This is a genomic window from Neisseria polysaccharea (assembly GCF_963392925.1).
Lineage (GTDB): Bacteria > Pseudomonadota > Gammaproteobacteria > Burkholderiales > Neisseriaceae > Neisseria > Neisseria polysaccharea.
In genome coordinates, this window is record NZ_CAUJNZ010000005.1 from 95,359 (window position 1) to 107,234 (window position 11,876).

At 54.2% G+C, this 11,876-nt stretch carries 8 protein-coding genes and 1 pseudogene; 3 read left to right on the top strand and 6 right to left on the bottom strand.

Annotation, left to right across the window (positions count from 1 at the left end):
* Positions 1–102: 102 nt before the first annotated feature.
* Positions 103–1,779 (bottom strand): formate--tetrahydrofolate ligase, encoded by a 1,677-nt coding sequence (locus RDY34_RS04455; protein ID WP_308072959.1) that lies wholly within the window; start codon positions 1,777–1,779, stop codon positions 103–105.
* Between the two features lie 177 nt (positions 1,780–1,956).
* On the opposite strand from RDY34_RS04455, the gene RDY34_RS04460 reads away from it, so the two are divergent.
* Entirely contained in the window at positions 1,957–2,388 is a 432-nt protein-coding gene (locus RDY34_RS04460) for an EamA family transporter (RefSeq protein WP_003754909.1), read from the top strand.
* 105 nt (positions 2,389–2,493) lie between these two features.
* Here the strand turns inward: RDY34_RS04460 and RDY34_RS04465 are convergent.
* Positions 2,494–3,096 (bottom strand): annotated as a pseudogene (locus tag RDY34_RS04465) (serine dehydratase beta chain); the annotation flags it as partial.
* A 261-nt stretch (positions 3,097–3,357) separates the two neighbouring features.
* Positions 3,358–5,748, bottom strand: coding sequence for a DNA topoisomerase (ATP-hydrolyzing) subunit B (gyrB, locus tag RDY34_RS04470; protein WP_308074110.1), 2,391 nt, complete (start codon positions 5,746–5,748; stop codon positions 3,358–3,360).
* 265 nt (positions 5,749–6,013) lie between these two features.
* Between gyrB and RDY34_RS04475 the strand changes: the two genes are divergently transcribed.
* Entirely contained in the window at positions 6,014–6,886 is an 873-nt protein-coding gene (locus tag RDY34_RS04475; protein ID WP_308074111.1) for a mechanosensitive ion channel domain-containing protein, read from the top strand.
* 87 nt (positions 6,887–6,973) lie between these two features.
* On the top strand, positions 6,974–9,010 hold the full coding sequence (locus tag RDY34_RS04480; protein WP_308074112.1) for a M3 family metallopeptidase: 2,037 nt from the start codon (positions 6,974–6,976) through the stop codon (positions 9,008–9,010).
* A gap of 268 nt (positions 9,011–9,278) precedes the next feature.
* Here RDY34_RS04480 and RDY34_RS04485 read toward each other — a convergent pair whose 3' ends face one another.
* The 3 genes from RDY34_RS04485 to RDY34_RS04495 form a co-directional block, all read right to left on the bottom strand.
* A complete protein-coding gene (locus RDY34_RS04485) occupies positions 9,279–9,845 on the bottom strand; it encodes a manganese efflux pump MntP (RefSeq protein WP_308074113.1) in 567 nt (188 codons plus the stop codon).
* Between the two features lie 751 nt (positions 9,846–10,596).
* Positions 10,597–11,046: a pilin gene (locus tag RDY34_RS04490; protein WP_308184473.1), complete on the bottom strand. Its 450-nt coding sequence runs from the start codon at positions 11,044–11,046 to the stop codon at positions 10,597–10,599.
* Positions 11,047–11,743: 697 nt separating this feature from the next.
* Complete coding sequence (locus tag RDY34_RS04495; protein WP_301005505.1) at positions 11,744–11,866, bottom strand: hypothetical protein; 123 nt, start codon at positions 11,864–11,866, stop codon at positions 11,744–11,746.
* Positions 11,867–11,876 lie beyond the last annotated feature (10 nt).

Sequence of the window (11,876 nt, forward strand, 5' to 3'; positions counted from 1 at the left end):
AAAATAGAGAAATTTAACGGCGGATTATAGCATACCGCCGCCCGCGTTCCGAAAAAATGCCGTCTGAAACGGCTTCAGACGGCATCCGGTTTCAAAAACCGCTCAGAACAAGCCGTGAATCACGCCTTCTGCGTCCACGTCGATTTTCTCGGCGGCCGGAACTTTGGGCAGGCCCGGCATTTTCATCATATTGCCGCACAGGGCGACGATGAAGCCCGCGCCGGAAGAAACGGTAATGCCGCGCACGGTAATGCGGAAGCCTTCGGGGCAGCCCAAGAGTTTGGCGTTGTCGCTCAAAGAATATTGGGTTTTCGCCATACAGACGGGCATTTTGTCCAAGCCCAGTTTTTCCAGCGAGGCGATTTCGGCAGACGCTTCCGCGCTGAAATCGACATCTTCCGCGCCGTACACTTTTTGTGCAATCGCACGGATTTTGTCTTTAATGCTCAATTCGACATCGTAGGCGAAGCGGAATTCGTTGGATTGGTTTTCGATGGCGTTAACGACTTTGTGCGCCAAATCTGCGCCGCCCGCGCCGCCTTTGCCCCACACTTCGGTCAGGGAAACTTCAACGCCGTGTTCGGCGCAGGCTTTTTCAATCATCGCCAACTCGGCATCGGAATCGGACACGAAGCGGTTGATAGCGACGACGACGGGCAGCCCGAATACATTTTTCAGGTTGGAAATGTGTTTCAAAAGATTGGGCAGACCTTTTGCCAAAGCGTCTAAATTTTCTTCGCCGAGGTTGGCGCGTTCCACGCCGCCGTTGTATTTCAAGGCGCGGACGGTGGCGACGACAACGGCTGCGTCGGGTTTCAAACCGGCAAGGCGGCATTTGATATCGCAGAATTTTTCCGCACCCAAATCCGCGCCGAAGCCTGCTTCTGTTACGGCATAATCGGCAAGGTGTTTCGCCAAACGGGTGGCCGTTACAGAGTTGCAGCCGTGGGCGATGTTGGCGAACGGGCCGCCGTGTACAAATGCCGGAGTGCCTTCGATGGTTTGTACCAAGTTGGGCTTAATCGCATCTTTGAGCAATGCCGCCATCGCGCCGTGTGCTTTCAAATCTTTGGCGTAAACAGGACTGCCGTCTTTGGCATAGGCGACGAGGATGTTGCCCAAACGCTCTTTCAAATCGCTGATATCTTTGGCAAGGCAGAATACCGCCATCACTTCGGAGGCAACGGTAATATCAAAACCGTCAGGACGCATCACGCCGTCAACAGGTTTGCCCATACCGTCGATGATGTTGCGTAACTGGCGGTCGTTCATATCGACCACGCGCCGCCACAGGACGCGTTTCGGATCGATATTCAACTCGTTGCCTTGGTAGATATGGTTGTCGAGCATGGCGGCGAGCAGGTTATTCGCCGCACCGATGGCATGGAAGTCGCCGGTGAAGTGCAGGTTGATGTCTTCCATCGGCAAAACTTGGGCATAGCCGCCGCCTGCCGCGCCGCCTTTCACACCAAACACCGGACCCAAAGAAGGCTCGCGCAAAGCAATCACAGAGTCTTTGCCGATATGGCGCAATGCATCCGCCAAACCGATGGTTACAGTGGTTTTGCCCTCGCCCGCCGGAGTCGGATTAATGGCGGTAACCAAAATCAGACGGCCTTGTTTTTGCGGCAGTTTAAACGCTTCGGCAGGATTGATTTTGGCTTTGTAATGGCCATAGGGCTCGATGTTGTCAACGTTCAAACCCAGCTTGGCGGCAATTTCACCAATCGGGCGCATGGTGGAGGATTGGGCGATTTCGGCATCGGTTTTGAAGCTCATGATTTTCCTTTATTGAGAGAGGGAAAGGCCGTCTGAAACAATACACTAAAGACGGCTGGAAGAAAAAGAATATTCGTTCTATTATAACGTTTTCCAAAGACAAACCGCAGTGAAAATTTTGATATTTCATCAACAAGCGGATTCATATTGTCAACAATTTGAAACAAAGGAAAAAACATGGGCAGCAACGCATGGCTGTTTTGGGCATTGGCATCGGCAGGCTTCGCCTCGCTGACCGCCATTTTCGCCAAAATGGGTTTGCAGGGCATCGATTCGGATTTCGCCACCTTTATCCGCACCTTGGTAATCCTCGCCGCTTTGGTACTGTTTTTGACCTACACCGGCAAATGGCAGGGCGTAAACGGGTTTACAGGAAAAAACTGGACATTCTTAATTCTGTCGGGTTTGGCGACCGGCGCATCCTGGCTCGCCTACTTCAAAGCCCTGCAACTGGGCAACGCCTCGCAAGTCGCGCCCGTCGACAAATTCAGCCTGGTCCTGGTCGCGCTGATGGCGGTGGTTTTCTTGGACGAACGCCCCAGTACGCAGGAATGGATAGGCTTGGGGCTGGTAACGGCGGGCGTGTTGACGTTGGCACTGAAACGGTAAAGCAACAAGAAATAAATGAAATGCCGTCTGAAAAACTGTTTTCAGACGGCATTTCCGTTTCTATCCATCCTCAGCACTCGACCACGCGCACGGATACGGGGACGGCTTTTTCCGGAGCGTGGCAGCGAGTCCGGCAAGCGCGGCTTCGTTTGCCAACACGACTTCGGAGATGTCGAGCCGGTTCAGACGGCATTGGGCAAGCAACTCGGCGCAACTGGTATAGGGATAGGGAACGGCTTTTTCTGTTTCCGCCTGCCGCTCGAAATCTTCTTCGGTAACGACAAAACCGCCGCCGACCGAATAATAAACCTGTTCCTTCAATACCGTGCCGTCTGAAGCATAGGCGGTAAAACGCAGGCCGTTGGGGTGTTTGGGCAGCACTTGATTGCCGAGTATGTTCAGGTCGCGGTCGGGGATGAAGCAGATTTCTTGCCCGTTGAGGCAGAGGATGTGCTGCGTGCGGATGCGTCCGAGGCGTTCGGGAATGCCGGCAAGCGGGATGTCGTGCGGCAGGCTGCCTTCCAAACCGAGCATCAGCGCGTCAAATGTGCCATGTCCGTATCCGGTCAGGGCAAGCGAGCCGTAAATGTCGATGGCGATGCGGGCGGTTTGCGCGTCCAAGCCTGCGGCAAAGGCGGCGGCGGCCTTCATCGGGCCAACGGTATGCGAACTAGAAGGGCCGATACCGATTTTGAAAATATAGTGGATTAAATTTAAACCAGTACAGCGTTGCCTCGCCTTAGCTCAAAGAGAACGATTCTCTAAGGTGCTCAAGCACCAAGTGAATCGGTTCCGTACTATTTGTACTGTCTGCGGCTTCGTCGCCTTGTCCTGATTTAAATTTAATCCACTATATCAAAAATGCTGATCATGGTTTTGCTCCGAAAGGCGGTTTCAGACGGCATGGCTTCCGTTTGACAAACCAAAAGGAGACGCGGCAAGCTGCCCGTCTCCTTTTTAAAACGGCACTTATGCGTCGATATTTTGGGCAATCAGCGCATTGTTTTCGATGAAGGCGCGACGCGGTTCGACTTCGTCGCCCATCAGGGTAACGAACACTTCATCGGCGGCGATGGCGTCTTCGATGCGCACTTTCAACAGACGGCGCACGGCGGGATCCATCGTGGTTTCCCAAAGCTGTTCGGGGTTCATCTCGCCCAAACCTTTGTATCGCTGAATGGACATGCCTTTTTGGGCGTTTTGGAGCAGGATGTTCAGCGCGGTTTCAAAGCTGTCCACGTCGTACTCGTTCTCGCCTTTGTAGAGCTTGGCGCCCTCGCCAACCAAGCCTTTGAGCGCGGCGGCGGTTTGGGTGAGGGTTTGGTAGGCTTTGCTGTTGAGGAACTTGGGTTCGATGTAGCTGACCATGACGTTGCCGTGCAGTTTGCGGGTGATTTTGATGAAGCGGTTGCCTTCGTGTCCTTCGATGCGTTCGAGGGCGACTTCTTTTTCGTCGAGCAAACCGGAAAGTTCGGCAACGGCTTTGTCGGCGTTTTCAGACGACGTCAAATCAATAGGCGACGCGTGCAGCATGGCGCGTAGGACGAGTTCGTCCACGAAGCGGCTTTCCTGTTCGATGACGGTTTTCGCCAACAGGAATTGTTTGGCGGTGTCGGTAAGCTCTGCGCCTTCGATGGTGCGGCCGTCTGAAACGATTTTGGCTTTTTCCAAGGCGAGGCCGAGCAGCCATTGGTCTTTTTCCAGTTCGTCTTTGAGGTAACGCTCCTGCTTGCCGTATTTGGCTTTGTAGAGCGGCGGCTGGGCGATGTAGATGTAGCCGCGCTCGACCAGTTCGGGCATTTGGCGGTAGAAGAAGGTCAGGAGCAGGGTGCGGATGTGTGCACCGTCCACGTCGGCATCGGTCATGATGATGATGCGGTGGTAACGCAGTTTTTCGGGGTTGAACTCTTCTTTGCCGATGCCTGCGCCCAGCGCGGTAATCAGGGTGGCGACCTCTTGGCTGGCGAGCATTTTTTCAAAGCGGGCTTTTTCGACGTTCAAGATTTTGCCTTTGAGCGGCAAAATGGCTTGGAACTTACGGTCGCGGCCTTGTTTGGCGGAGCCACCTGCGGAATCGCCCTCGACCAGATAAAGCTCTGACAAGGCAGGGTCTTTTTCTTGGCAGTCGGCGAGTTTGCCGGGCAGTCCCAAGCCGTCCATCACGCCTTTGCGGCGGGTAATTTCGCGGGCTTTGCGGGCGGCTTCGCGCGCGCGGGCGGCATCGACGATTTTGCCGGTGATGATTTTGGCTTCGGCAGGGTTTTCTTCGAGGAAGTCGGTCAAGGCTTGGCTGATGACTTCGTTGACGACGGGGCCGATTTCGCCGGAAACCAGTTTGTCTTTGGTTTGGGATGAGAATTTGGGGTCGGGCAGTTTGACGGACAACACGCAGGTCAAACCTTCGCGCATATCGTCGCCGGCGGTTTCAACTTTGGCTTTTTTGGCGACTTCGTTGGCTTCGATGTAGCTGTTGATGGTGCGCGTCATCACTTGGCGCAATGCGGTCAAGTGCGTACCGCCGTCGCGCTGAGGGATGTTGTTGGTGAAGCACTGCACGCTTTCCTGATAGCTGTCGTTCCACTGCATCGCGCATTCGACGCTCATGCCGTCTTTCTCGCCGAACGCGTAGAAGATTTTTTCGTGCAACGGCGTTTTTTTGCGGTTCATGTATTGCACAAAACCCGCCACGCCGCCGGAAAGGGCGAAGCTTTCGTGTTTACCGTCGCGTTCGTCGGTCAATTCGATGTCCACGCCGTTGTTCAGGAAAGAAAGTTCACGGATGCGTTTGGCAAGGATGTCGAAGCTGTATTCGACGTTGCCGAAGGTTTCCGTACTGGCGAGGAAGCGCACGGTCGTGCCTTTTTTATCGGAATCGCCGACAACCTTCAACGGCTCTTCGGTTTCGCCGCGTACGAAGCGGACGAAGTGTTCTTTGCCGTCGCGGTAGATGGTCAGCGTTACCCAGTCGGACAGTGCGTTGACGACGGATACGCCCACGCCGTGCAGGCCGCCGGAGATTTTGTAGCTGTTGTTGTCGAATTTGCCGCCTGCGTGCAATACGGTCATGATGACTTCGGCGGCGGAACGCCCTTCTTTCGGGTGGATGCCGGTAGGCATACCGCGCCCGTTGTCGGCGACGCTGACGGAATGGTCGGCGTGGATGGTAACGGTGATTTTGTCGCAATGTCCGGCGAGTGCTTCGTCGATGGCGTTGTCCAATACTTCGAACACCATATGGTGCAGGCCGCTGCCGTCCTGCGTGTCGCCGATGTACATACCGGGGCGTTTGCGTACCGCTTCCAAGCCTTCGAGCACCTGGATGCTGTCGGCGCCGTATTCTTCGTGTTTTTGTTCAGTCATATTTTTTGCCGGATTTTGAAAAGATTTTGCGATGCCGCCAAAACAGTCCGCGCCTTGTGGAAAAAGCGGGCGGGACGGCGTATATAATTGTGTATTATAGCCGATTTCACCGCCTGATTCAGCGTTATCCGCATCCGGATGCCGTCTGAAAGGGCGGGCGGCGCATTGGCGGCCGGTACGGGCGCGGGATTTGCCGGCAAAGTGGCAAAAGCGTTTTTTTGCCACTAAAATCTACACCCTATACTTTTCGGACAGGGGCGCGGAAATGGAAATATGGAATATGTTGGACACTTGGCTCGATGCCGTCCCGATACGTGCGGAGGCGGCCGAATCCGTGGCGGCGGTCGCGGCTTTGCTGCTGGCGCGCGCCCTTCTGTTGAACATCCACTTCAGACGGCATCCGGATTTCGGCATCGAAAGCAAGCGGCGGTTTTTGGTTGCCAGCCGCAATGTAACGCTGCTTTTGGTGCTGTTTTCGCTGGCATTTATCTGGTCGGCTCAAATTCAAACGCTAGCTTTGTCGATGTTTGCGGTGGCGGCGGCGGTCGTCGTGGCAACGAAAGAACTGATTATGTGTCTGTCGGGCAGTATTTTAAGGTCTGCCACCCAGCAATACTCGGTCGGCGACTATATCGAAATCAACGGCCTGCGCGGGCGCGTGGTCGACATCAACCTGTTGAACACGCTAATGATGCAGGTCGGTCCGAACCCCCTGGTCGGACAGCTTGCGGGAACCACCGTTTCTTTCCCCAACAGCCTGTTGTTGAGCCACCCCGTGCGCCGCGACAATATTTTGGGCGACTATGTCATCCATACGGTCGAAATCCCCGTTCCCATCCATTTGGATTCGGATGAAGCCGTATGCCGTCTGAAAGCCGTACTCGAGCCCTTGTGCGCGCCCTACATCCCCGCCATCCAACGGCATTTGGAAAACGTGCAGGCGGAAAAACTGTTTATCACGCCCGCCGCCAGACCGCGCGTTACCCGCGTGCCGTACGACGACAAGGCATACCGCATCATCGTCCGCTTCGCCTCCCCCGTTTCAAAGCGGCTGGAAATCCAACAGGCGGTTATGGACGAATTTTTGCGCGTACAATACCGCCTGTTAAACCATCCCGCCGACTCCGAAACACTTTAACTTTCCCCGGCCGGCCCCATTTCCGGCTTCAGACGGCGTGCCGCCGATATGCCGTCTGAAGCACAACACACAAAGGAAACCCATCTTATGACCGATAACGCACTGCTCCACTTGGGCGAAGAACCCCGTTTCGACCAAATCAAAACCGAAGACATCAAACCCGCCGTCCAAACCGCCATCGCCGAAGCGCGCGAACAAATCGCCGCCATCAAAGCCCAAACGCACACCGGCTGGGCGAACACCGTCGAGCGTCTGACCGGCATCACCGAACGCGTCGGCAGGATTTGGGGCGTGGTGTCGCATCTCAACTCCGTTGTCGACACGCCCGAACTGCGCGCCGTTTACAATGAATTAATGCCTGAAATCACCGTCTTCTTCACCGAAATCGGACAAGATATCGAGCTGTACAACCGCTTCAAAACCATCAAAAACTCCCCCGAGTTCGACACCCTCTCCCCCGCGCAAAAAACCAAGCTCAACCACGACCTGCGCGATTTCGTATTGAGCGGCGCGGAACTGCCGCCCGAACAGCAGGCAGAACTAGCAAAACTGCAAACCGAAGGCGCGCAACTCTCCGCCAAATTCTCGCAAAACGTCCTAGACGCGACCGACGCGTTCGGCATTTACTTTGACGATGCCGCACCGCTTGCCGGCATTCCCGAAGACTCGCTCGCCATGTTTGCCGCCGCCGCGCAAAGCGAAGGCAAAACAGGCTACAAAATCGGTTTGCAGATTCCGCACTACCTCGCCGTCATCCAATACGCCGACAACCGCGAACTGCGCGAACAAATCTACCGCGCCTACGTTACCCGCGCCAGCGAACTTTCAGACGACGGCAAATTCGACAACACCGCCAACATCGACCGCACGCTCGAAAACGCATTGAAAACCGCCAAACTGCTCGGCTTCAAAAACTACGCCGAATTGTCGCTGGCAACCAAAATGGCGGACACCCCCGAACAAGTTTTAAACTTCCTGCACGACCTCGCCCGCCGCGCCAAACCCTACGCCGAAAAAGACCTCGCCGAAGTCAAAGCCTTCGCCCGCGAAAGCCTGAACCTCGCCGACCCGCAACCGTGGGACTTGGGCTACGCCGGCGAAAAACTGCGCGAAGCCAAATACGCATTCAGCGAAACCGAAGTCAAAAAATACTTCCCCGTCGGCAAAGTTCTGGCAGGCCTGTTCGCCCAAATCAAAAAACTCTACGGTATCGGATTCGCCGAAAAAACCGTTCCCGTCTGGCACAAAGACGTGCGCTACTTCGAGCTGGAACAAGACGGCAAAACTATAGGCGGCGTTTATATGGATTTGTACGCACGCGAAGGCAAACGCGGCGGCGCGTGGATGAACGACTACAAAGGCCGCCGCCGCTTCGCCGACGGCACGCTGCAACTGCCCACCGCCTACCTCGTCTGCAACTTCACCCCGCCCGTCGGCGGCAAAGAAGCCCGCTTGAGCCACGACGAAATCCTCACACTCTTCCACGAAACCGGACACGGGCTGCACCACCTGCTTACCCAAGTGGACGAACTGGGCGTATCCGGCATCAACGGCGTAGAATGGGACGCAGTCGAACTGCCCAGCCAGTTTATGGAAAATTTCGTTTGGGAATACAATGTCTTGGCACAAATGTCCGCCCACGAAGAAACCGGCGTTCCCCTGCCGAAAGAACTCTTCGACAAAATGCTCGCCGCCAAAAACTTCCAGCGCGGTATGTTCCTCGTCCGCCAAATGGAGTTCGCCCTCTTCGACATGACTATTTACAGCGAAAACGACGAAGGCCGTCTGAAAAACTGGCAACAGGTTTTAGACAGCGTGCGCAAAGAAGTCGCCGTCATCCAACCGCCCGAATACAACCGCTTCGCCTTGAGCTTCGGCCATATCTTCGCCGGCGGCTATTCCGCAGGCTATTACAGCTACGCATGGGCGGAAGTATTGAGCGCGGACGCCTACGCCGCCTTTGAAGAAAGCGACGACGTCGCCGCCACAGGCAAACGCTTCTGGCAGGAAATCCTCGCCGTCGGCGGCTCCCGCAGCGCGGCAGAGTCCTTCAAAGCCTTCCGCGGACGCGAACCGAGCATAGACGCACTGCTGCGCCACAGCGGCTTCGACAACGCGGCTTGACGGCAAGGTTGAAGTAAAAAATATGGCGGATTCGATATAAAAACATCCGAACCGTCATTCCCGCGCAGGCGGGAATCTAGCCCATTGAGTTTCAGCCGTTTCCAACAAATTGCCGCAGAGTTAAGTTTCCAGTGGGCGTAGGGTGGGCTTTAGCCCACCCTACATCCCACTCTACATCCCACCTTACGGATTCGCCCTACGCCCAAAAAATAAAAAATGCCGTCTGAAACGGTCAAACAACGCTTCAGACAGCATTTTTTGGCAGTCCTTACCCGATCAGCCCCAAGTGCGACAAGAGTGTCCAAGTGCCGATGGCGATCAGCACCAGCCCGCCGGCAAACTCCGCACGTTTCCCAAACAGCCCGCCCAACGCCCCGCCCGCCGCCAGCCCGACCGCCACCATCACCGTCGTCACCATACCGATGATTGCGGCGGCAAAGGCAATGTTTACCTCCATAAACGCCAAGCCCACCCCGACTATCATGGAATCAATACTGGTTCCAAAAGCAGTCAAAACCGTCAACCACCAGCTTTCCCGTTTGGTTTCCCGCGCGTCCTCCGCCTCGCCGGACAACCCTTCGTGCATCATTTTCAGACCCAGCCCGCCCAGCAGGACGAAAGCCGCCCAATGGTCCCATTCGCTGATAAACGGCTTGGCATAAAAACCGCCTACCCAGCCTGCCAGCGGCGTGAGCGCTTCAACCGTGCCGAACACCAAAGCCGTTGCTGCAATTTTGCGCGGAGGCATTCTGACCGCCGCACCCTTTGCCAGCGCGACGGCAAACGCATCCATCGACATCCCCAGCGCAATCAAGAGCAAAGCGTAAAGACTCATACCGCACCCGTCCTTAAAAAGGGCGGATTATAGCAAAACAGCAAAGCGCGAAAAACGCCGCACGAAAACCCGCATCCCGTCATTCCCGCAAAAACAAAAAATCAAAAACAGAAATATCATCATTCCCACGCAGGCGGGAATCCAGAAACTCAAAGTTGCAAGAATTTATTAGAAATAGCTGAAACTCAACGAACCTGGATTCCCACTTTCGCGGGAATGACGGAGGAGAGGTTGCTGTTTTTCCGATAAATGCCCGCAATCTCGAATCCCGTCATTCCTCAAAAACAAAAAATCAAAAACAGAAATTTCGTCATTCCCGCGCAGGCGGGAATCCAGAAACTCAAAGTTGCAAGAATTTATTAGAAATAGCTGAAACTCAACGAACCTAGATTCCCACTTTCGTGGGAATGACGAGATATAGGTTTCCGTGCGGACGGGTCCGTCATTCCCGCGCAGGCGGGAATCTAGTTTTGTCGGTGCGGAAACTTATCGGATAAAACGGTTTCTCCAACCCCGAGTTCCAGATTCCCGCTTTCGCGGGAATGACGCGGAAAAGTTTCCGTGCCGGTTTGAGCCGGCGGGGATGGCGTGGGAATGACGGGATATTTTGCGTTTAATAAAAAACGCCCGCCAAAACGGCAAAGGCGGACGGAGGATGCCGTCTGAAGCGGCGGAAGGGGAATAGGAAATGCCGCCCGGGCGGTTCGGGCGGCATTTGTTTTCACGGCGGGTTCAAACCCGGTCATTGTCCTTATTTGGTGCGGCAGGAAGACGGCAGGAATTTGTCGTCCACAGTACCTTTTTTACATTCCCAAGAGAACGAGCCGGAGTTTTGTTGACCTACCAAAGTCAAAGTTTTACCTTTGATGTCGGCATTCACACCGGAAGATTTCATGGTAGAGGTAATTTGGGCACCAGACGTACCTACTTGACTAACTTCTACTTTAGCCACATATTTACCTGTAATTGTAGAAGCAGTAGCAATACCTGCAGAGGCATTGTTGGCAGGGAATACTCCGTTGTCGGAAAAATACTCGACCACTGCGGCTTTTTGACCTTCAGCCAAAGTCAGGGCTTCGGACATTTGGGCGCGCGCGGTGTAGTCTTGGTATGCGGGCAGGGCGACGGCTGCCAAGATACCGACGATGGCGATGACGATCATCAGCTCGATCAGGGTGAAACCTTTTTGGATTGCTTTCATTTGGATGACTCCTGTTTGAAAATGTTTAAGTTTGATTGGAAATTTGCGGCATCCGCCGCAAACGTAAACCCGTAATGTATTTGACCGTGGTCTTTTTTGCTTCGGTTCGCCTTCTTACTAGCAAGTGGCGTGCCAAAACCGGGTTCGGCTCGGCATTTTACAGAATATTTTTTTATTTGTCTGTTTGGTATGGGTATTTTTTATATCAACGCGGCGCGGCTTGCGGCGGAATAATGCGGCGGGCTGACGTTTTTTGTCAGTTGTAACAATTTTTGTCAGTTTCGGGCTGACGTTTTTTGTCAGATTTTGTCAGATTGGGTTTTTTGGATTTTTTTTTGGGGGGTGTGAGGCAGGGTGGGGTTGGTGTGATGACGAAATATAAGTTTCCCGTCATTCCCACGAAAGTGGGAATCTAGAAACTCAAAGCTGCAAGAATTTATCAGAAATGACTGAAACTCAACGGACCCGGATTCCCGCTTTCGCGGGAATGACGCGGAAAAGTTGCTGTGATTTCGGATAAATTTTCGCAACGCTTAATTTCCGTTTTACCCGATAAATGCCCGCAATCTCAAATCCCGTCATTCCCGCAAAAACAAAAAATCAAAAACAGAAATCCCGTCATTCCCGCGCAGGCGGGAATCCAGAGCTGTCGGTGCGGAAACTTATCGGATAAAACGGTTTCTTTAGATTTTACGTTCTAGATTCCCACTTTCGTGGGAATGACGGGATATTTTGCGTTTAATAAAAAACGCCCGCTGAAACGGCGGGGCGGGATGGGGGAATGCCGTCTGAAGCGGTCAAACGATGTTTCAGACGGCATTTTTATGCCC